Origin of the sequence: uncultured Aliiroseovarius sp. (genome assembly GCF_947497285.1) — a bacterium.
In the GTDB taxonomy this organism is placed as follows: Bacteria; Pseudomonadota; Alphaproteobacteria; order Rhodobacterales; family Rhodobacteraceae; genus Aliiroseovarius.
On record NZ_CANMFT010000006.1, the window covers coordinates 146,752 to 167,065 of the forward strand.

The window sequence follows — 20,314 nt, forward strand, 5'->3', positions numbered from 1 at the left end:
CGCGCACAACCCACCGCGCGAAATCCATGATCGTCGGAGAGGTCGCGCGGCGTTGCACCGCCCCAGAACTCAACCCGACCGCACAGAAGCGGGACAAGCAGGTTGGGGTGTCTATCCGGCTGAACATACCGCGCAAGGTCCGGCAAAGCGGAAGTTGGGTGGAGGCAACGCACCTAAAACACTATTGACGTTGGCCGAACGTCAAGCGTATCAATTCCGACCTTGGCGTTGCTGTGGAGCGCGTGCCGAGGCGTGGAGGAGGGGATTGGTTTATGCGGAATTTAATTCGCACTGTAGCGTTGATCTTGCTCAACACTGCGGTGGCGTTCTTTGTGATCGAGCTGGGTGTCCGCTTTTTGGCGCCGTCAACGATATCGACAAACTACCTGGTCGGCGGGCCACTTGGTCTGGAAGACCCCGTTCTGGGGCACAGGAACCGGCCGGACACCGTCGCCCGCGTCAAAGCACCCGAGTATGATGTCGAATACTTTGTCGACTCGAATGGCTTCAGGGGAATGCGGGATGCGGACCCAATGGACCTCAATTCGGACGCCGTGACGATCCTTCTTCTTGGGGATTCCTTCACCTTCGGCGCCGCAAACAGCGTCGATGACATCTGGCCGACGTTCCTGTCGCAAAAGTTCAAGGAAGACGGCCGCCCGGTAAACATCATCAATGCAGGTGTGGAGGGCTACAATACCGCGCAGCAGGCGCTGTATCTCGAGGAACTCTATTCTAAATACCAGCCTGACATCGTTCTTACGATGTTCTTGCCAAATGATCTGTTCGCGAATGAACCTATTCAAACCGTCGACGGCATCGATGTGGCCGTGACGGATGCCCGCGCTGTCGTCAGAGCCGGCGCAGGCAAGCGGTCATCTTTACATTCGGTTGCTTTTTTGAAGCGGATGATGATGCGGAATGATGGGTTGTATACGTCGCTCTACGCCCTGACTCCGCGACGCGAGTTTTTCCAAACGCCCCCATCGGAACTTTTTCTGAGCAAACTCAACGCGACAAAGTCGATATTGGAACGCATGGGCAAATTCTGCTCTGAAAATGACACCGACCTCGTGGTCATCTCAGTGCCGCAGCTTTTCCAGGTCCTGTATGAGGCGTCAAATGACGGGCCGGGGGACTTGGACGCAAGCATACCCGATGATGTTCTCGCCCCTCTGGCGGAGGGCTGGGACATTCAGTGGGTCAGCGTTTTGGATACGCTGGTTCAGGTTTATACATCGAGCAATGAAGATCTATACCATCGTTATGACGGTCACCTGAACGCACGTGGCAATAAGGTGGTTGCCGAGGCGATCCACGAAACGCTGCTTCCGCTCCTTGATCGCTAATGCGGCAGAAATGCACCCTTTTGCCTCACGCATCTTAGATTGGTCCACCAGCAATGGCTGTGACACCTGACCCTGCCCACTAATCCGGTCCGCCCTTTTGGTTCGGAAACGGAGGGGCTAGAAATGGCAACCAACCGACACAAGCTTGAAGAGATGGTCACGTCGTTACGGCAGGTTGAGGTGCTTTTCAGCCAAGGCCTGCCGCGCATTAACGCAATCAGGTAGATGCAGGTGGGTCCGGTTTGCGGACGAAGTGAGCTTTCGCTGCGGCTGCACCAATGGCTGATTTCGGTCGGTCGGACAGAAACCCATGTGGTTTTGACCAAGCTCTCCGTTGTTTCTAAGGTTGCTCCGCCCAGACCTTGTAGTCGAACAATGCGCCATCGGCCTTAGCGTATTGAACTTGCTCGCGGACATAAATGGCAGAGCGAGCGGGGTCTAAGTGGTGCATCCAGTGTTCATCATCGCCGGGAAAAGGTTGTGGGGTCACACCGTAGCCGAAATTTGGTGGCTTGGTTCCGCCTTTGGCCCGCGCAACTTCCATGCGCGAGACGCCAAAGCCGCGCGCAGCAAGATAGTCGTTGAATTCCAGAAGTTCGGCCTCGGAAAGCCACTCTGTGCCAGCGCCCGTCTGAGCCTGCTCTATGAGCTTTTCAAATCGCGCGTTCATGTTTATCGGTCAAACTCGGCCGTATCCATTCCGAAATCATCGACAAGCGCCCGAACTTCCGCATCATCGAGGACGCCGGGATGTCGTTTGTGAGCGACATACACACCTTCCAATGCAAGATCATATTCCCCGACATCAAAGAATTCTCTATCTCCAAGTATGATTTTCTCTGCCTTCTCAAGCGCATCGAGTTGCTTTTCTAATAGGTCAATTGCTTCTTTGTCATTCATGAATCACCTCAGGTTGTCTAAAACGCCGTCACCGGAAACAGGATATCCTGTTCGCACTTCACCGTTCGGTCGGACGATGACTTTGATTGTCACTCCGTCTACCTCGCCAACGATAACGAGATCACCTGGACGATGTGCAGGACGGTCCACCGTGCCATTCCCCGCAACTTCCCTGATTGCGTCCAGAATGTCATCATCTGACCAGCTTTCGGGAAATTCAGTTTTACCGGGTGTTCCGGTCCCAAACCTGTGGCCACCACTGCGACCCTCTCCGTCCAGAATATGCCGTGCGCGATCCTCCGGAATGGATATGCTTTCAATCGAATGCGGGTTTTCCATTGCAACGATATTTGGCCCAGTTTCGTCAGGTATCGGGGTTGAAATGACGTTGTCGGTCGGATCACCGGGAATTGGTGTGCCGGTATTGTTCGGCGGGCCCAGCTCTTCAATGGGATAGCTTTCTAACCATTGTTCGATCCTTTCCGGGGTGAAACCTCGGAGCTCTCCCAAACGGCGCTCATCCTCCGTCAATTCGGGGAAGATCTCGACCCAGCCTTGCGCCAGTTCACCCTCCTGAAACCGTAAATCCCCGCGCGCGAACGCTGCTCCAGCAGCCTCGATGAATTCCTGTAAAGCGCGCTGCTATGCGGGATCGCCGCCCACGCCCGTTTCGAGAATGGTGCCAGGGTTCATCAACTCGTAAAGCGCTGCTGCCTCAGCTCCGATGCGCGCAAATTCGGGATTCTTGGGCAAGACTGGATACCCGCCGCTACTGATCCCTTCCTGCACGAGGGCATACGCGGTCGCGGCCAGACGGCCTTCGACAGCTGTCAGATCGACCCCTAGTCGTGCGCCTGCATCATCCACACGCCGATCACGCATGGCCTCCGTCCAATCCAGTAACGCATTAGATGCAAGGAGCGCCGCGCCAACACCAGTCAGAGCGCGCATGCCACGTATCACGTCAGTTGGGCCGAGAGCAGGGGCACCATTTGCCGTGGGTGCAAAATCGGCGAGCACCACATTGCTCTGAACTCCCGGCAAAACAGGTTCGGCATAGCATCGGCAATTGTGTGCAGTGCCGGGATGCCCGCCTTCTGGGGGATTATCCCATCGGAAAACGCGGTCATCATATGCAGCGTGGCCATCACGTACCTTGGCATCATCTTGCGAGCGCCAGATATACTGCTCAATCCCGAGGTCGTCCTGCCGAAGCTGGTTGATCAGCCCGGCGAAGGCCCGCAAAAGGCGTTCTTCCATGGCCGTTCGAAGCGGTCGAAGCCGTTGCGGGTGGTTTTGATACTGGCTGAATATGCTCTTAAGTCGCGCATGCCCAAGCATTGAGGGCTTCCTCTTTAGCGTCTGAAACATCTCGCAAATCGGATACCGAAACAGTTGGCACTGTGTCAGGCGGTGTCAGCGCGTTCAGGAGCATCCAAGTGTTTTCGGAAGTCACCTTGTCGAGGCGTTCGCTGAAATCGGCTCGTAAAGCGGAATAGTTTGGGAAAGTGGATTTGAGCGACAATCCCACGCGTAGCCAACCAGACGACCATGTCGCCGCTCTATTCTGTACTGGCTGTCACCGCCATGCCGGAGAAAATCGCTGAAACCGTGTTGCATGGAACCTCCGAGTACGTGCGAGACAGGTTCTACTTACAATTTGTAAAGAAAGGATAAGACCACCGTTCGCAACTTGCATCGCTTGCGTCAGAAGCAGACATTCGAGCGCTGCGCAGCATTCGGTAGTATGGGCTCCAAGCCGACATTCATCGACGAGCTTCAGATGCCTGATTTACAGAGGCAACCGCGCAAAGCCCAAGTCTAGCCGATCTTCTCCAACAGTTGTTCTTTCACGCTTGGCGGCACGAATTTCGTGACATCGCCCCCAAGCTTCGCGATCTCTTTGACCAGCTTCGAGGCGATCGCCTGATATTTGGCTTCCGCCATCAAGAAGACCGTTTCCACGCTGTCATCCATCGCGCGGTTCATGCCAACCATCTGGTATTCATATTCGAAATCGGTCACCGCGCGCAGGCCGCGGATGATGATCTGCGCGCCCACGTCGTGGGCACAGTCTATCAGCAGGTTCTCGAACGGGTGTGCGACAATCTCGGTCCCCGTTTCGCGCGACAGCTGGGCACATTCCGCTTCAACCATTGCAACCCGCTCTTCCAGCGAAAACATCGGCCCTTTCCCCGTGTTGATCGCGATCCCAATAACCAAACGATCCACCAGCGCGCAGCCGCGACGAATGATATCGGTATGCCCAAGCGTGATGGGATCGAAGGTTCCGGGGTAAAGTCCGACGCGCATGATCTTGTCTCCTAGCGATGCGGGCACGCAACAATACTGCGTGCGCGATTGCAAGTTTTTTCCGCAGCGCGGCGTAACATCTTGCCAGTGAGCCCTATTGGCCTTGCCTCAATAGCCCATGATCATGTTTTTCAGCGCATCGGCCTGCTGCGACAGTTCATCCAGTCGGGCCTTGACCACATCACCAATCGACACCAGACCGACCATGTCGTCGCCATCCATCACCGGCATGTGGCGAAACCGGCGCTCTGTCATGGTTTGCAGCACCTGAATGGCCCGATCGCCGGGCGCACAGGTCACAAGCTTCGCTGTCATCAGGTCATCCACCGTCTGATCCAGACAGCTTGTGCCGACATCGCCCAGCGCGGCCACGATATCGCGTTCAGACAGAATTCCGGCCGGGCGCACGCCATCGTTTGACACGACCACCGCACCGATCTTCTTTTCCGACAAAAGCTTGACGGCATCCGAGACTTTGCTGCCCGGCTTGACCGTCGCAACACCCGCCAGCGATTTGTTTTTAAGTATCTGGTGAATGAGCATGCCGCCCTCCTGTCTGATGAAATGCTTGTATTTTTCTGTCTCCAGCGTCACCTCAAGCGCAACAATATGTCAAGGACTGTTTGCATTCGCAGCAACGGAATTTTCGGCTCAGATCAATGTCTCAAGTCGGGCGACCTCGTCCCGGATACCACGCGCCAGCTCTTCTGCGACGCGGGCAAACCGTTCCACGCGCGCATCACCTTCGTGGCGGATCAGATAAAAGGACCGGGTGATTGACAGCTCGTCAGTCAGAACACGTTTTAGGTTCGGCGCGAAGGGCAGGATGAAGTCATGGGTGATCCCCACCCCGCCACCTTCGCGCACCATGCCCAACTGCACGGCCACCAGGTTCGAGGCAAGATCAACCTTTTCGATCCCCATTTCGGTCAGGAAATCCAGTTCCGGATAAAAGATCATGTCCTGGATATAGCCCACCAACGGATGCGCTCGCAGATCGTCCAGCGTGGTCAAAGGTGGCGCTTCGGCAAGATAGGCTTCGGCCGCCGCAAGATGCAGGTGATAATCGGTCACTTTCTGAACTGTGATCCGGCCTGTCTGTGGCGGTGACACCGTGATCGCCATATCTGCCTCGCGCTTGGACAGATTGATGACCCGCGGCAGCGCGACAATCTGCAACTCCAGTTCTGGATGGTGCTTCTGTATGGCCGCGCAGACCTGTGGCAGGATGTAGCTGGCGCAGCCATCGGTCGCGCCGATCCTGACCTGTCCGGAAAGCTGCCCGGATTGGCCTGCCAGTTCATCCGCCCCAGACATAACCGCCTGTTCGGCCCGCGTCGCATGGGCCAACAGGCGCGATCCTGCTTCGCTGAGCGCATAGCCTTGCGGAGATTTGGTGAATAAGGGGGCCTCAAGACTTGCCTCGAGTCTGGAGATCCGACGGCCAACAGTGGCTGCGTCTTTTTTCAAAAGCTTTCCCGCCCGCGACAGGCTTTCCGCCCGCGCGACGGCCAGAAAGATTCGCAGATCGTCCCAATCCAGATCCATGACCCCTCCTTTCGTTTTGCATTTTTGCAAAACCTTTTTGGCAAACTGCCCCTTTCCCTGGCATTAATGCAAGGCTATCTTCGCCGCAACATGAATGGGAGAAGCACCATGAAGACACTTGGACATTGGATCAACGGCCAGATGGTCGACGGCACATCGGGCCGCACGGCAGACGTTTTCAACCCCGCAACCGGCGAAGTGCAGGCAAAAGTTGCACTGGCCTCACAGGCCGAGATGGACGACGCCGTCGCAAAGGCCGCCGAAGCACAGAAAGCTTGGGGCGCAACCAACCCGCAGAAACGTGGCCGGGTGATGATGGCGTTGGTTCACCTGCTGAACCGCGACATGGACAAACTGGCTGAAGCACTGTCGCGTGAACATGGCAAAACCATCCCAGACGCCAAGGGCGACGTTCAGCGTGGGCTTGAGGTGATCGAATACTGCATCGGTGCCGCCCAGATGATGAAGGGCGAATTCACTGACAGCGCTGGCCCCGGCATCGACATGTATTCCATGCGCCAACCGCTAGGCGTCGTTGCCTCGATCACCCCGTTCAACTTCCCCGCCATGATCCCGCTCTGGGGCATGGGGCCTGCGCTGGCCGCGGGCAACGCGATGATCCTGAAACCGTCCGAGCGTGACCCCTCGGTCCCTTTGATGCTGGCCGAGCTTTGCAAAGAAGCTGGTCTGCCCGACGGCGTGTTGCAGGTCGTGAATGGCGACAAGGACGCCGTGGACGCGATTTTGGACAACGAGACCATTCAGGGCGTGGCCTTTGTCGGCTCGACCCCGATCGCGCATTACATCTATTCCCGTGCGACCGCGAACGGCAAGCGCGCGCAGTGTTTCGGCGGCGCGAAGAACCACATGATCGTTATGCCCGATGCGGATATCGAACAAGCCGCTGACGCGCTGATCGGGGCCGGTTTCGGGGCCGCTGGCGAACGCTGCATGGCAATCTCGGTTGCTGTTCCGGTGGGTGAAGAAACCGCCGACCGCCTGCGTGACGCCCTTGTGCCGCGCATCGAGAAGCTGAAGGTCGCGCCCTATACCGCTGGCGACGATGTGGACTACGGCCCGGTTGTGACAGCTGCCGCCAAAGAAAACATCCTGCGTCTGATCAACACCGGTGTCGAACAAGGTGCCGATTTGGTGGTCGATAGCCGCGATTTCAAACTGCAAGGCTATGAGGACGGTTTCTTCGTTGGCCCGCATCTGTTTGACCGCGTGACCACCGACATGGACATCTACAAGACCGAAATCTTCGGCCCCGTCCTGTCCATGGTGCGTGCGCAGACCTATGAAGAGGCCATCGGCCACGCCATGGACCATGAATATGGCAACGGCACCGCGATCTTCACCCGTGACGGCGACACCGCGCGTGATTTTGCCAACCGGATCAACATCGGCATGGTTGGCATCAACGTTCCGATCCCGGTTCCGCTGGCCTATCACACCTTTGGCGGTTGGAAGAAGTCCGGCTTTGGCGATTTGAACCAGCACGGCCCGGACGCCTTCAAGTTCTACACCCGCACAAAAACCGTGACGGCGCGTTGGCCCTCGGGCATCCGCCAGGGCGGAGAGTTCAACTTCAAGGCCATGGACTGATCCGCGGCAAACCCGCACGTCAACACAATCAAATGCCCCGGTTCCGCACCGGGGCATTTTTTTGACAAACGATCTGTGCCGTCGGATCAGCGCAGCGTGAGCCCGGCACCCAGGGACGCAAGATATGCGTCGACGCCCGCCGCCGCGACGTCAAGAAAGGCCAGCGCGTCAGGGTCGGTGCGAAAGATTTCGATCTCGGTGGGGGTATGGCCCTGCGACATCTGCTCATAAATGCGCGCAAACACGAACGCCTCGGGTGACAGTGCCAAAATGGCCATCCGGCGCGCCGGTTCATGTTGGTGGTGCAGCTTTTCTTGCAGCTTCACAAACTCGTCCGCGCCGTCAGCGGGGCGATCCACTGACAAAAGTGAGCGAAGATCAACAAGCACGTCATAGCCCTTGGACAAACTCAGCTTTTGCTTCCAGTCGGCCACTTTGATCGCAAGGTTTGTGAAGTTTATGTGCCCGCCATAGTTGAGGTAGACAAGCTTTGCCGCTGCATAATAGGTGACCGATTGAGACATCTGCATTCCGATCGAATTTGCGCGGCTCAGGACCCCAGCCGCATCACCTTACCCTAGGTAAGCTTTTTAGCCGCCGCCGCTGTCGGTGGCAAGCCATCGCCCCAGTGGCATTCTGTCCGCGCCCTGCAAATTGCTTGCCCCATGGCCAACAACACCCCCCACCTTTGCCGGTCGCCTTGTCGGTTTGTCGAATTAGTGCAAAGCTAAACGGCAAATTCCGGACAGAAAGGCGTGGAAATGGCAAAGAACGAACCCCCGTTTTCCATCGGCATCGAAGAAGAATACCTGCTGGTACATCAGGACAGTCTCGCTTTGGCCCAGGCGCCCGACCAGTTGATGGAGGATTGCCGCGCCGAGCTGGAAGGTCAGGTCAGCCCCGAGTTTCTTCAGTGCCAGATCGAGATCGGCACCCGTGTTTGCGCCAATATTTCCGAGGCCCGCGACGACCTGAAACGGTTGCGAAGCTCTGTCGCCAAGCATGCTGCGAAATATGATCTGGCCCCCATCGCTGCCTCGTGCCACCCCTTTGGTGACTGGAAGGAACAACATCACGTCAACAAGGATCGATATAACGACCTGAAGCGTGATTTGGCGGGCGTCGTGCGACGTATGCTGATCTGCGGCATGCATGTTCATGTCGGCATTCCCGACCCTGACACCCGCATCGACCTTGTCAGTCAGTTAAGCTATTTCCTGCCTCACCTGCTGGCCATGTCTGCCAGCTCGCCGTTTTGGCAGGGCGAGGACACCGGGCTGGCCTCTTATCGCCTGACAGTATTCGACAATCTGCCGCGCACGGGCCTGCCGCCACATTTGTCCGGATGGTCGGAATATGACCGGTCGGTACAGGCGCTCGTGGATATCGGCGTGATCGAAGACAGCTCCAAAATATGGTGGGATCTGCGGCCCTCGTCGCGGTTTCCAACCATTGAATCGCGCATTTGCGATGTGCAGCCCCGGCTGGAGCACACGCTAAGCCTTGCCGCGCTGACCCAATGCCTGACGCGCATGCTTTGGCGGCTGAAGGCCAAAAACCAGCGCTGGCGGGTCTATGACAACTTCCTGATCGGCGAAAACCGGTGGCGCGCCCAGCGGTATGGCATCGGCGGCGGCCTGATCGATTTCGGTGTCGGTGAGATTGTCAGCTTTGACACCCTGCTGGAAGAAATGATCAGCCTTGTCGCGCAAGACGCCGAGGCGCTTGGGTGCACAACCGAAGTCGAAGCCGCGCGGTCGTTCTTGGCGTCTGGCATCTCGGCTGACCGCCAACGCGCCGTGTATCAAGACAGCATTCAGGCCGAAAAACCAAGCGACGAGTCCATGCGCGATGTGGTGCGCCACCTGATCGAAGAATTCCACGCTGATCTGTAGACCACGCGCACAGGGTGCCGTAACGGCAATTTGCGACGCGACGGAACTCTGCCACCGCTTGAAAAACTCCTGTAAGAATTGCGCCATAACGTGACCCACATACACGTGGACGGGAGAGATAAATGGATTTCGCACTTTCCGAGGAACAGACCCTCATCTTCGATATGGCCAAGGGATTTGGCGAAGAACACATCGCCCCCTATTCCGAGAAATGGGAGGCCGAGGAAAGCATCCCGAAAGAGTTGTGGCCGCAACTGGCCGAGCTGGGCTTTGGCGGCATTTATGTCAGCGAAGAATATGGCGGCTCGGGCTTGACGCGACTGGACGCGACCTTGGTCTTTGAAGCGCTTGCCATGGCCGACCCCGCGATCGGGTCGTTCCTGTCGATCCACAACATGTGCGGCGGCATGATCGACAAGTTCGGCAAGGAAGAAGACAAGCAGAAATGGCTGCCTGCGCTCTGTTCGATGGAAAAAGTGTTCTCTTACTGCCTGACCGAACCCGGTTCCGGCTCGGATGCGGCGGCGCTGAAAACCCGCGCCCAGAAGACCAATGACAGCTATGTGCTGACCGGCAACAAAGCGTTCATTTCGGGGGGCAACTACTCTGACGTATACGTCACCATGTGCCGCACAGGCGAAGATGGTCCCAAGGGCATTTCGACCGTGATTGTCGAAGACGGCACCCCCGGCCTGAGCTTTGGCGCGAATGAGCGCAAGATGGGCTGGAAGGCGCAGCCGACCAGCCAGGTGCAGTTCGACGATTGCGCCGTGCCGCACGAAAACCTGCTGGGCGAAGAAGGCAAAGGCTTTGTCTATGCCATGGCCGGGCTTGATGGTGGGCGGCTCAACATCTCGGCAGGTGCGCTTGGCGGCGCGCAAAAGGCGCTGGACCTGACCCTGCAATATATGGGCGAGCGCAAGGCGTTTGGCAAAACCATCGACCAGTTTCAAGCGCTGCAATTCAAGCTGGCGGAATACGAAACCCGCCTGCAGGCGTCGCGCACATTCCTGCGTCAGGCGGCGTGGAAGCTGGACAACAAAGCACCGGATGCCTCGAAATTCTGCGCCATGGCCAAGCTGATGGTGACGGACGCGGCCTTTGACGTGGCCAATGGCTGCCTGCAACTGCATGGCGGCTATGGTTACCTGTCCGATTACGGGATCGAGAAGATCGTGCGCGATCTGCGCGTGCACCAGATTCTGGAAGGCACCAACGAGATCATGCGCCTGATCGTCGCCCGTCAACTGCTGGCCGAACGCGACCGCGGCTGATGTCTGACATCTCGATCCGGAAAGAAGGCAAAGCCGGGCGGATCACCCTGACCCGCCCCGAGGCCCTGAACGCGCTGTCCTATGATATGTGTCTGGCGATTGATGCGGCCCTGATCGACTGGATCGACGACGACGAGGTCGCGCTGATCCTGATCGACGCCGAGGGCGACAGGGCCTTCTGTGCGGGTGGCGACATCCGCGAGATTTACGAGATCGGCCAGTCCGGCGATCCCACCCGCGCGCAGAATTTCTGGCGCGACGAATACCGGATGAATGCGCGGCTGTTCGAGTTTCCCAAACCGGTTGTCAGCTTCATGCAAGGCTTCACCATGGGCGGTGGCGTGGGCCTTGGGTGCCACGCCTCGCACCGGATCATGGCGCGGTCGTCGCGCATGGCGATGCCGGAATGTGGTATCGGGCTTGTGCCGGATGTGGGTGGCTCGCTGATCCTGGCACACGCGCCGGGGCGATTGGGCGAATATATCGGCATGACCGGTGCGCGCATGGCACCGGGCGATGCGATCCATGCGGGGTTCGCGGATTATGTGATCCGGCAAGCCGAATGGCCCGCGCTAAAGGCGGAGCTGATCTGCACCGGCGACCCAAGCCACATTGATGAGGCTGCGATCCCGGCGATCCCCGGCAACCTGTCGGCGATGCAGCCAATGATCGACGCGCATTTCGGCGGCGGCAGTCTGGGCGAAATTGTCGCCTCGCTGAAGGCAGAGGACAGCGTCTTTGCTACCAACACGCTGGAGCTTCTGGGCCGCAACTCGCCCCTGTCGATGGCCTGCACGGTCGAAATCACGCATCGCCTGTCGACCACATATGACGTGCGCCCTTCGTTGCAGCTTGAATACCGTTTTGTCTATCGCGCGCTGGAGCAGTCTGACCTGATGGAGGGCATCCGCGCCGCCGTGATCGACAAGGACCGCACGCCCAATTGGAAACACGATCTGAACACCCTGCCCGCATCTGCTGTCGCGGCCATGTTGGCCCCGCTGGGCGACAACGAACTGACATTTTAAGGAGACCTGCCATGAAAATCGGATTTATCGGACTGGGTAACATGGGTGGCCCAATGGCCGCGAACCTTGCCAAGGCTGGCCACGAGGTCACGGGCTTTGACATGGCGCCGGTCGATATCGAAGGCGTCACCATGGCCGCATCTGGGGCCGAGGCGGCCAAGGGTAAGGACGTGGTCATCACCATGCTGCCCAACGGACAGATCCTGCGCGCCGTGGCGAACGAGATCATCCCCGCGATGGACAAGGGCACCGCTTTCGTCGATTGCTCGACCGTCGACGTGGAAAGCGCCCGCGCCGTGGCCAAACAGGCCGCCGATGCCGGCTTGCTGCCCGTTGATGCCCCGGTCTCCGGCGGGGTCGGCGGCGCATCCGGCGGCACACTGACCTTCATGGCAGGCGGCTCGGCCGATGCCTTCGCGAAGGCCGAACCGCTGTTCGACATCATGGGGCAGAAGGCCGTGCATTGCGGCGACAGTGGCGCGGGGCAGGCCGCAAAGATCTGCAACAACATGATCCTCGGCATCACCATGATCGGCACCTGCGAGGCGTTTGCGCTGGCCGACAAGCTGGGACTGGACCGCCAGAAGATGTTCGATGTCGTTTCCACTTCGTCCGGCTATAGCTGGTCGATGAATGCCTATTGCCCGGCCCCCGGTGTTGGTCCGCAATCCCCCGCCGATAACGACTACAAACCCGGTTTCGCAGCCGAATTGATGCTGAAAGACCTGCGCCTGAGCCAGCAAGCAGCAGAAGCGGCCGACGCCGACACTCCGCTGGGCCAAGCCGCAACCGCGCTTTACACCCAATTCGTCGAAGACGAAGACGGCAAGGGCATGGACTTTTCCGCCATGTTGCCGCGGTTTGAAAAACGCGGTCGCAGCTAAGGTTCAATCCGCCTAGTCTAGCGCTATGAGCTGGACACAAGACACTGACGAAATTGCTGGTCTGGAAGCGCCCGCGCGCGCACTTCTGGACACGCTTGCCCCTGTCGAGGTGCCAAGCGGTGCTGTGCTGTTCTGTCCGGGCGAAGCGGTCAAAGGCTACGTTGTGATGCTGTCCGGTCAGGTGGATGTAAACCTGATCGGCCCCAATGGGCGCGACATCCTGCTTTATCGCGTGGCACCGGGCCAAAGCTGCATTCAGTCCACCTTGGGTCTTCTGGGTGGCGACGCCTATACGGCCGAGGCAACGGCAGAAACCCCGGCCCGCCTTGTCCTGATCCCGCGCGACGTTTTCTTTGCCCTGCTTGACAGCTCGCCCGGTTTTCGGCGGCTGGTCTTTGGTGCGTTTGCAGACCGGATGCAGTCGATGATGCAATTGATCGAGAACGTGTCCTTCATGTCTGTCGAGGCACGTCTGGCCGCGCTGATCCTTGACCGTTCCGGCCCGGACGGATGTTTGCACATGACCCAAGCCGAAATGGCGACCGCCATCGGCACCGCGCGCGAAGTCGTATCGCGGCGGCTGGAAAAACTGGCGCAGACCGGCTGCCTGAGCCACGAGCGTGGCGCGGTCACGATCCTTAACCGCAAAGCGTTGAACGAGGTCGTGCGAGGCGCGGCATTTTGACCCTTTTTCTGTGTGACCACGTCACATGCCTTTGCGACACCCCATATGTAAGGTGAGGCAACTGGAAAAGGAGCTAAACCATGTTCAAGACAAACACTGGTAACATTGACCGCATCGTGCGCGTTGTAATCGGCCTTGCCCTGCTGGGTTGGTATTTCTTTGCAGGCGGCCCGATCTGGGCGCTGATCGGTATCGTACCGTTGGCAACGGGTGCCTTGGGATTTTGTGGCCTTTACACGCTGCTGGGGATCAACACCTGCAAGCTGAAAAACTGAGTTCAGCGTTTCGCAACCTTTGGCTGCTAGACCCAAAGGCGTAGCGAGTGAAACGGTAAACGCCGGGCGCATCACGCCCGGCGTTGTGTTGTAAAGGGTGGGCCGCGTCTGCAGCCCGCCCTTTCTTATTTCGTGATGATCTCTGGCCCCATCAGCGTCGTCGGCAGCCATGTCGACAGGAACGGGATGTAGGTGACCATGATCAGGAACACGAACAGCACGGCCAGGAAGGGCAATGCGGCCTTCACCACCTTCATCATGGGCATCCCGGCAACCCCGGATGTGACGAACAGGTTCAACCCGACCGGTGGTGTGATCATCCCGATCTCCATGTTCACCACCATGATGATGCCAAGGTGGATGGGGTCGACGCCAAGCTCGATGGCAATCGGGAACACCAATGGCGCCACGATCACGATCAGGCCAGACGGCTCCATGAACTGTCCGCCAATCAGCAGGATAATGTTCACGATGATCAGGAACATGATCTTGCCAAAGCCCGCCGACAGCATCGCACCGGCGATCTGCTGCGGGATCTGCTCGTCCGTCAGAACGTGTTTCAGGATCAACGCGTTGGCGATGATGAACATCAGCGTGATGGTCAGGCGCCCGGCCTCGAACAGTGTTTGACGCGTGTCGGGGTGGAAGAACGCGGTCAACAGCGCCTGCGGCCGTTGCAACAGCGACTTCTTACCGTCGCCCTTGTCCGCCAATGGCCCCATGTCGCGATAGATGAATGTGGCAACCACGAAGGCATAGACGGAGGCAACCGCCGCAGCCTCGGTCGGGGTGAACAGCGCGCCGGTGACACCGGGGATGCCGTAGATGCCAACCATGATGATCACGATCAACAAAAGACCCCAAAGCGCGTCTGAGAAGCTGGCGATGATCTCTTTCCAGCCCGCGAAATCACCCTTTGGCATGTCTTTGATCGTGGCGATCACATAGATCGCGATCATCAGCATGACACCGGCCATGATGCCGGGAATGACGCCGGCCAGGAACATGCGGCCAACCGACACTTCGACGGCAGAGGCATAGACCACCATCACGATCGAGGGCGGGATCAGAATGCCCAACGTGCCAGCGTTACAGATGACACCGGCGGCAAAGTCCTTGGTGTAGCCCACCTGACGCATCGCCGCGATGACGATTGTCCCAATGGCGACCACGGTCGCAGGGCTTGACCCGGACAGGGCGGCAAACAGCATGCAGGCAAAGACGCCCGCAATCGCCAGACCACCGCGAAAGTGGCCCACACAGGCGATCGAAAAGCGGATGATCCGCTGCGCCACGCCGCCCGTGGACATGAAGCTTGAGGCAAGAATGAAAAACGGGATCGCCAGAAGCGTATAGTGCCCGGCCTCGGCCTGATAAAAGCTCTGCGCGACCGACGCGAGCGAGGTGTCGGAAAAGAGCAGAAGGAAGATGATAGAGCTCATGCCAAGGGCGACCGCAATCGGCACGCCGATCATCAGAAACCCGATGACCATGGCAAATAGGAAGATGACGTCCATGGGTTAAGCCTCCGACTGCGTGTCTTGAAGTTGCTCGATCTCGTCTTCCACCTCGTGGCTGACGATCAGGCTGTCTTGCTGGCCACGCCAGATGCGGATCGTCGCCTGGATGAACCGAAACAACAGCAGCGCCGTGCCGACAGGCAGGATGGCATAAGGGATCACGCGGGGAAATTTGTCATAGGCTTCGCCCTCGTTGATCCAGCCTTCCAAAAAGCGCAGGGAATCAAGCATCGGCACCTGATCGGTGATGTACCACGCCTGTGACCGCGTATTTTCAAACCCGGTCGGAAACCAGCGGCCTGACGTGCGATCAAGCGAGGCATAGGGCGCCCAATAATCCCACGCGCCCTTTAGCAAAAGAAACGCATAGATGATGCAGATCGCCGCCGCGAGAAGCGCCAGAAACCGGCGCGGTCCGTCTGAAAGCAGGTTGGTCAGCGCATCGACACCCAAATGGGCCGTCACCTTCACGCCGTAGCTGACGCCAAGCAGCACCAGCCAGGCAAACAGGATCAACGTGACCTCTAGCCCCCAAATCAGCGAGGTATTGAAAACATATCGCATGACCACGTTCACGAAGGTGATCATCGTCATCAGGCCAAGAATAAGCGCGATCGCCGTTTCTTCGAAGCCTTTGGTGTTGTGAGTATGTGTGCTCATGGCTGTCCCCTCCCCATGAAGCTGGGCACGACGGTGACCTTTGGCGCAGGTCAGGTCGTATCAGTGGGATAAAACCGGGGCCCGAATTGTGGTCGGGCCCCGGTGCGTTCTGTTAGAACATTGCGTTGATTTCTTGTGCGGCAGCGATGTTATCGGCACCGACGTCTGCTTCAAACTGCGACCAGACCGGTTTCATCGCCTCAAGCCACGCCTGCCGCTGTTCGTCTGTCAACTCGCGGATTACTCCGCCAGCGTCCAGCACGGCTTGGCGCGCTTCTGCGTCAACTTCGCCAACCGCTGCGTTGCGGGTCTCGGTCACTTCACGCATGATCGTGGCAAGTTGGTCGCGAACGCCCGCGTCCAGACCTTCCCACCAATCCACATTGGTCACGACCAGGTAATCCAGAACACCGTGGTTGGTTTCCGTTGTTCCATCCTGCACTTCGAAGAACTTCTTGCCATAGATGTTGGACCAGGTGTTTTCCTGTCCATCAACAACGCCGGTTTGCAGCGCGCCATAGACTTCCGAGAAAGCCATCGGCTGCGGGCTTGCGCCCAAGGCCTGCATCTGCGCGACGAGCACGTCAGACGGCTGCACGCGGAATTTCAGACCGGCAGCGTCGGTCGGCAGAATCAGCGGTTTGTTGGCTGAAAACTGTTTCATGCCATTGTGCCAGAACTCCAGACCCATCAGGCCGCGACGGGCCATCGAGGCCTTCATCGCCACACCGGCTTCTGACGTTTGGAATTCGTCCACAGCTTTGATGTCTTTGAACATGAAGGGCAGATCGAAGATGCGGAATTGCTTGGTAAAGGCTTCGAATTTCGACAGCGAAGGCGCGGCCAATTGCACGTCACCCTGCAACATCGCTTCCAGAACCTGATCGTCGTTATAGAGCGTCGAGTTCGGATAAACCTCCATGCAGGCGGTTCCGTTCATCTCTTCGTTCACACGCTCGGACAGCAGCGAGGCCGCAATGCCTTTCGGGTGCTTGTCAGCGTTGGTGACGTGGCTGAACTTGATGACGATCTCGCCCTCATCACATGCAGCAGATGCAGCGGTTACAGATGCCGACAGCGCGATCGCTGATACGGCCATGGTCAGGAATTTCATATGGTGTCCTCCCAGAGAGTTATCCTTGGGCAACCCGGTTGGGCGCCTCGGTTCTATTGGGCCACGGTTCCCTAACGGCACCAAGAAAAACGATCACGCGGGCGTGATTTTTCATTTTTCATATCAGTTTCATAATTTTACGGCGCGTTATTTAGGCACCCAATCAGTGCAGCAAGACCGGTCTGGGCGGATTTTCGCACAGCCATCTGCCGAAGTTGTGCGGAAATCCACACAGGTCACGCCTGGTTAGTTGCGATAGGTTTCAGGCCGAATCCCGTGTCGGGCCAGCTTGTCGTAGAAGGTTTTGCGCGGCAGTTGCAGCTCTCTCGCCGCCGCCGAGGCGCCACCCCCGTGACGCCTGAGCGCTTCGATCAACAGTGAGCGTTCGACCTGCGCCAACTGCTCGGTCAGGCCGGGACGACCGTCAATCACCGTGCCTTCCGCGTCCCCCAATCCCAGCCCCATCGCAAAGCGCATGGCGGCGTTCATCAGCGCGCGCGCATTGCCGGGCCAGTCCTGCGACATCAACCGGGCGATCACATCATGTTCGATCTCGGGCGGGGTCAGGGCTGCCTGTTCGCTGGCGATCGAGACATAATGGCGAAACAGCACCGGAATATCATCCTTCCGCTCGCGCAGCGCCGGGATGCGGATGCGCAGCACGTCCAGTTTGTAAAACAGATCGGGGTTGAACCGACCCGCCGCGACTTCGGCCTCCAGATCACGATAGGTGCCGGCGACCACCCGCGCCTCGCCTGCTCGATCCAGAAGGTCCAGCAGTTGATATTGCGTCGATCCCTCAAGCGCGGCCACCTCGTCAAGAAACAGCGTGCCTCCTTCGACCCTTTCAAAGGCGGCCTCAAGCGTGACGGAAGCCAGACCAGAGGCAGGCAGCTTGATAAACGGGCGCGTCGCGTCGCCCGACAAAAGATGCACCACTTCCGCAACCTTCGAGGTGCCCGTTCCCGGCTCGCCACAGATCAAAACCTCCGCCTTTGCGCGCGCGGCGGCCCGCACCCGGTTGCGCAGATCCTCGGCCAAGGCGCTGTCCCCGATCAACAGGCGCGCGGCTGCATCACCCGTCTCGGTGCGCGCCTTCAGGGCGCGGTTTTCAAGCACCAACGCACGGGTGCGCAAGGCGCGCCCGACCACCGCCAACAGCGCGGCAGGCTCGCAGGGCTTTCCCAAAAAATCAAACGCGCCTTCGTTGATCCCGCGCACAGCGGTCGGGATGTCCCCTTCGCCTGTCAACAAGATCACCGGCAATTCCGGGTCGACCGCTTGGGCCTGTGCAAGCAGTGCGAACCCGTCTTTGCCCGGCATCCGGATGTCGGACAGGATCACCCCATCAAAGCCCGGCACGATGTGATCCTTGGCCTCGATATAGCTGCCTGCAAGGATCGTCGTCAGGCCGTCCAGTTCAAGCGTCTGGCCCAGCGCCTCGCGCACCATGGCGTCGTCATCAACCAGAAGGACGGTGTTGGTCATGCGGCCTCCTGCGCGCCGGCGCGGTCAAGTTCGACGGTGAAGATCGCGCCCCCGTCAGGGTGGTTGCGTCCCCGGATCGCCCCGCCGAAGCTTTGCACAAGACCGTAAGAGATGGACAGCCCAAGCCCCATCCCTTCGGTCGGGCTGACCTCTTTCGTTGTGTAGAACGGGTCGAAAATCCGGTCGGGCTGGTCAATCCCCGGCCCGGTGTCGCGCACCGACAGGGTCACGCGGTCGGTTGACGGCGCCAGCGTGATCTCGATCTTTCTGTGAACCCGATCCGCCATTGCATCCATTGCGTTGGACATCAGGTTCATCACCACCTGTTGAAGCCGCACCTCACCACCGCGCACCTTCGGCGCGCCGTCCGGTCGCCGCCACTCCACATTCACACGCTCAGCCTTGATCCGAGGAGCCAACATCTCAAGCGCCTGATCCACGACCTGCGCCAAATCCACATCCGAAATCGGTTCGCTTTCCTGCCGCGCGAAGGCACGCAGGTTCTTGATGATCCGGTCCATTCGACCCGCCTGTTCCGAGATCCGGCCAAGATTCTGGCCCGCCATGTCGGCCTGGCCCCGCTCAAGAAACACGGCGCCATTGTCGGCAAAGGATCGGATCGCCATCAGCGGCTGGTTCAATTCGTGACTGATCCCTGCGGACATTTCACCCAAGGCCGACAGTTTGCCGGCCTGCACCAGATCGGCCTGCGCTTTTTTCAACGCGGCCTCCGCCTCGCGCCGTTCGCGGTTTTCGCGCACGAGGTCGGCGTTGGCCGTGGACAGCGCCGTGGTGCGTTCCGCGACGCGGGCTTCAAGGCGGGCGTTCACCGCGGCCTCCATCCGCAGGCGCTTGTTCAAGGCGCGGCGGCGTTCGCCAACGGCAAGCAACAATGCGCCAATGCCAAGGCAGATGGCGGCGGCGATGGCGGACAACAGGGTGGCGCTGCGTTCGGCTGGTGCGGTGTCCAGCAAGATCTCTCCGGTCAGTCCGATCACTGGCAAGTCGCGCGTCAGATGGATCGCCCGGTCTGGCAGATAGGGCCCAGCGTCCAGCGTCCAGACCTCGTGCCCGGTCCAGCGACTGGCCGAGTTTTTCAAGAACCCTTCGCGGGGGCGTTCTGCGTTCACAAGCTCGGACCGGTTGGCCGCAAACACCCGCTTGCCGTTCAGGGTAAAGAAGAGGGCGGCAGCGGTCGATGGCCAGTTTTCTTCGAAATCCAGCAAATCCGTGCGCGCGACCACCGTGCCCAGCGCTTGGTCCCGTTGCCCGTGCATCGGTGCTGCAAAGGAAAAAATGCGCTGCGTGGGGCGGTCTGGCACTGGCTGAAATCGCGCCTCGACCCCCAAAGCGCCAGTCAGCGCGCGGTGGATCAACGGCGCGCGCGGGTCAACCTGCGCCTCGCCTTCTCCTGACGCGGCCAAGACCATTCCATCCGGACCGACCAGCGACAGGTGATGTGCGCCGGTCATATCGGCCATGGCTTGCAGCAGCCTGTCCGCCTCGCCTTCGCTGTCCGCTTCGCCGCCAAGGCGGTCACGCAGCACGGGGTGTTCGGCCAGCACCACCGCCAGTTCCCGATAGCGAAACAGGTGGCGCGTCAGCTGGTCAGACGCCAGCGCAAGCTCGGACGCCGCTTGTTCGGACAGGGGCGACAGCGCCGCGCGCCACGCCACCGCCCAGACGCCCGCGCTGATCGCAAGGGTGCCGAGCAGAAAGGGAAAAACCCATTTTGTGCGCAGGTATCGAAACATGAGGGAAAGAATAGAAAGC

21 protein-coding genes are annotated in these 20,314 nt (G+C 59.0%); 8 read left to right on the forward strand and 13 right to left on the reverse strand.

All coding sequences use genetic code 11. From position 1 onward, the window contains the following. Positions 1-272: 272 nt before the first annotated feature. Positions 273-1,349, forward strand: a complete 1,077-nt coding sequence (locus Q0864_RS12070; protein ID WP_298569911.1) for a GDSL-type esterase/lipase family protein — start codon at positions 273-275, stop codon at positions 1,347-1,349. Between the two features lie 340 nt (positions 1,350-1,689). Here the strand turns inward: Q0864_RS12070 and Q0864_RS12075 are convergent, their stop codons facing one another. The 7 genes from Q0864_RS12075 to Q0864_RS12105 all read right to left on the reverse strand — a co-directional run bounded on the left by Q0864_RS12075 (position 1,690) and on the right by Q0864_RS12105 (position 6,110). Beyond that, positions 1,690-2,019, reverse strand: coding sequence for a hypothetical protein (locus Q0864_RS12075; RefSeq protein ID WP_298569923.1), 330 nt, complete (start codon positions 2,017-2,019; stop codon positions 1,690-1,692). A gap of 2 nt (positions 2,020-2,021) precedes the next feature. Next, entirely contained in the window at positions 2,022-2,249 is a 228-nt protein-coding gene (locus Q0864_RS12080) for a hypothetical protein (RefSeq protein ID WP_298569936.1), read from the reverse strand. A 3-nt stretch (positions 2,250-2,252) separates the two neighbouring features. Beyond that, complete coding sequence (locus Q0864_RS12085) at positions 2,253-2,780, reverse strand: EndoU domain-containing protein (RefSeq protein WP_298569943.1); 528 nt, start codon at positions 2,778-2,780, stop codon at positions 2,253-2,255. A gap of 111 nt (positions 2,781-2,891) precedes the next feature. Then, positions 2,892-3,620, reverse strand: coding sequence for a phage minor head protein (locus Q0864_RS12090; RefSeq protein WP_363317622.1), 729 nt, complete (start codon positions 3,618-3,620; stop codon positions 2,892-2,894). Positions 3,621-4,070: 450 nt separating this feature from the next. Next, entirely contained in the window at positions 4,071-4,562 is a 492-nt protein-coding gene (gene coaD, locus Q0864_RS12095; RefSeq protein ID WP_298569972.1) for a pantetheine-phosphate adenylyltransferase, read from the reverse strand. 108 nt (positions 4,563-4,670) lie between these two features. Next, on the reverse strand, positions 4,671-5,105 hold the full coding sequence (locus Q0864_RS12100; protein ID WP_298569980.1) for a CBS domain-containing protein: 435 nt from the start codon (positions 5,103-5,105) through the stop codon (positions 4,671-4,673). Positions 5,106-5,213: 108 nt separating this feature from the next. Beyond that, a complete protein-coding gene (locus tag Q0864_RS12105) occupies positions 5,214-6,110 on the reverse strand; it encodes a LysR family transcriptional regulator (RefSeq protein WP_298569988.1) in 897 nt (298 codons plus the stop codon). Between the two features lie 108 nt (positions 6,111-6,218). Between Q0864_RS12105 and Q0864_RS12110 the strand changes: the two genes are divergently transcribed. Then, positions 6,219-7,718 (forward strand): CoA-acylating methylmalonate-semialdehyde dehydrogenase, encoded by a 1,500-nt coding sequence (locus Q0864_RS12110; RefSeq protein ID WP_298569996.1) that lies wholly within the window; start codon positions 6,219-6,221, stop codon positions 7,716-7,718. An 86-nt stretch (positions 7,719-7,804) separates the two neighbouring features. Here the strand turns inward: Q0864_RS12110 and Q0864_RS12115 are convergent, their stop codons facing one another. Continuing rightward, entirely contained in the window at positions 7,805-8,242 is a 438-nt protein-coding gene (locus Q0864_RS12115; RefSeq protein ID WP_298570004.1) for a hypothetical protein, read from the reverse strand. Positions 8,243-8,479: 237 nt separating this feature from the next. Between Q0864_RS12115 and Q0864_RS12120 the strand changes: the two genes are divergently transcribed. The 6 genes from Q0864_RS12120 (at position 8,480) to Q0864_RS12145 (ending at position 13,759) form a co-directional block, all read left to right on the forward strand. After that, complete coding sequence (locus Q0864_RS12120) at positions 8,480-9,613, forward strand: carboxylate-amine ligase (RefSeq protein WP_298570011.1); 1,134 nt, start codon at positions 8,480-8,482, stop codon at positions 9,611-9,613. Between the two features lie 122 nt (positions 9,614-9,735). Beyond that, complete coding sequence (locus Q0864_RS12125; protein ID WP_298570020.1) at positions 9,736-10,887, forward strand: acyl-CoA dehydrogenase family protein; 1,152 nt, start codon at positions 9,736-9,738, stop codon at positions 10,885-10,887. Then, complete coding sequence (locus Q0864_RS12130) at positions 10,887-11,915, forward strand: enoyl-CoA hydratase/isomerase family protein (protein WP_298570027.1); 1,029 nt, start codon at positions 10,887-10,889, stop codon at positions 11,913-11,915. Before Q0864_RS12125 ends, Q0864_RS12130 begins: the two co-directional genes overlap by 1 nt. Before the next feature lie 11 nt (positions 11,916-11,926). Further along, positions 11,927-12,799, forward strand: coding sequence for a 3-hydroxyisobutyrate dehydrogenase (gene mmsB / locus Q0864_RS12135; RefSeq protein WP_298570031.1), 873 nt, complete (start codon positions 11,927-11,929; stop codon positions 12,797-12,799). 25 nt (positions 12,800-12,824) lie between these two features. Further along, entirely contained in the window at positions 12,825-13,484 is a 660-nt protein-coding gene (locus Q0864_RS12140; RefSeq protein WP_248369305.1) for a Crp/Fnr family transcriptional regulator, read from the forward strand. Positions 13,485-13,564: 80 nt separating this feature from the next. Beyond that, the gene (locus Q0864_RS12145; protein WP_298570045.1) at positions 13,565-13,759 is read left to right on the forward strand and encodes a DUF2892 domain-containing protein; all 195 of its coding nucleotides are present in this window, start codon (positions 13,565-13,567) and stop codon (positions 13,757-13,759) included. Positions 13,760-13,884: 125 nt separating this feature from the next. Here the strand turns inward: Q0864_RS12145 and Q0864_RS12150 are convergent, their stop codons facing one another. The 5 genes from Q0864_RS12150 to Q0864_RS12170 all read right to left on the reverse strand — a co-directional run bounded on the left by Q0864_RS12150 (position 13,885) and on the right by Q0864_RS12170 (position 20,295). Then, positions 13,885-15,276, reverse strand: a complete 1,392-nt coding sequence (locus Q0864_RS12150) for a TRAP transporter large permease (protein ID WP_248369301.1) — start codon at positions 15,274-15,276, stop codon at positions 13,885-13,887. A gap of 3 nt (positions 15,277-15,279) precedes the next feature. Further along, complete coding sequence (locus tag Q0864_RS12155; protein ID WP_248369297.1) at positions 15,280-15,939, reverse strand: TRAP transporter small permease; 660 nt, start codon at positions 15,937-15,939, stop codon at positions 15,280-15,282. Positions 15,940-16,051: 112 nt separating this feature from the next. Next, entirely contained in the window at positions 16,052-17,053 is a 1,002-nt protein-coding gene (locus tag Q0864_RS12160) for a TRAP transporter substrate-binding protein (protein ID WP_298570077.1), read from the reverse strand. A 246-nt stretch (positions 17,054-17,299) separates the two neighbouring features. Beyond that, the gene (locus Q0864_RS12165; protein ID WP_298570084.1) at positions 17,300-18,541 is read right to left on the reverse strand and encodes a sigma-54 dependent transcriptional regulator; all 1,242 of its coding nucleotides are present in this window, start codon (positions 18,539-18,541) and stop codon (positions 17,300-17,302) included. Continuing rightward, positions 18,538-20,295, reverse strand: a complete 1,758-nt coding sequence (locus Q0864_RS12170; protein WP_298570094.1) for an ATP-binding protein — start codon at positions 20,293-20,295, stop codon at positions 18,538-18,540. The genes Q0864_RS12165 and Q0864_RS12170 overlap by 4 nt, the downstream gene beginning before the upstream one ends. Between the last annotated feature and the right edge of the window lie 19 nt (positions 20,296-20,314).